Annotated in this window: 2 protein-coding genes; both read left to right on the top strand. The window is 77.9% G+C overall.

Going from position 1 to position 733, the window contains the following annotated elements; all coding sequences use genetic code 11:
• Positions 1 to 267 (top strand): DUF4244 domain-containing protein (locus OOT08_RS07870; RefSeq protein ID WP_325092048.1); only part of this gene is annotated, 267 nt, incomplete at its 5' end.
• A complete protein-coding gene (locus OOT08_RS07865) occupies positions 245 to 637 on the top strand; it encodes a TadE family type IV pilus minor pilin (protein ID WP_325092046.1) in 393 nt (130 codons plus the stop codon). The genes OOT08_RS07870 and OOT08_RS07865, both read left to right, overlap by 23 nt.
• Positions 638 to 733: the final 96 nt, after the last annotated feature.

Below are 733 nucleotides of genomic sequence, written 5' to 3'. Positions count from 1 at the left end.
GGGACGCTTCCCGGCTCCAGCCCCGAGCCCCACTCCGCGCCCACTCCCGCGCCTGTCTCCGCTCGTAAGCCCGGCCGCTGGCGCGGGCTGGCCCGGAGGCTCCGGGGCGCGCTGGGCAACGAATCGGGCGCGGCGACCGCGGAGTACGCGGTCGTGATCATGGCCGCGGTCGGCTTTGCGGGGCTGCTCGTGATCATCATGCAGTCGGACGAGGTGCGCGGCTTCCTCGTCGGGCTGGTCCAGCGTGCGCTCGGCTCCGCGGGCTGAGCGGCCACGCGCGGGGCCACACCCGGGCCGGGAGGAGGGCTCGGCGACGGCCGAGTTCGCGGTCGTGCTCCCCTCGGTGCTGCTCGTCCTCGGGCTCGCGCTGGGCGGGCTCCAGCTGGCCGCCCAGCGGTTGGTGCTGGCCTCGGCCGCCTCGGACATCGCGCGGGCCAGCGCGCGGGGCGATCCGGGGGCCGCGGAGCGCCGCCTCGCGGACCTGGCGGCCGGCGTCGGCGTGCCCGCGGGCGTGCAGCGCTCCCTGCATCGCGACGAGGATCTGCTCTGCGTGACGCTGACGGCCCGTCCCGGGACGGGGATCCTGAGCGTGATCGCGCTGCGCGCCTCGGGCTGCGCGCTGGAGACGCGCCCGTGAGCGGCCCCGCCCTGATCGGGGTGACCGTGCTCGTGCTCGGCCTGACCGGCCCCGCCCTCGCCGCGGGGGCCGGTCTGACCGCGCGGCACCGGGTGA

This window comes from Leucobacter sp. M11 (genome assembly GCF_035726885.1).
GTDB lineage: Bacteria > Actinomycetota > Actinomycetes > Actinomycetales > Microbacteriaceae > JAPFRB01.
This window is presented reverse-complemented; position numbering and strand designations above follow the sequence as displayed.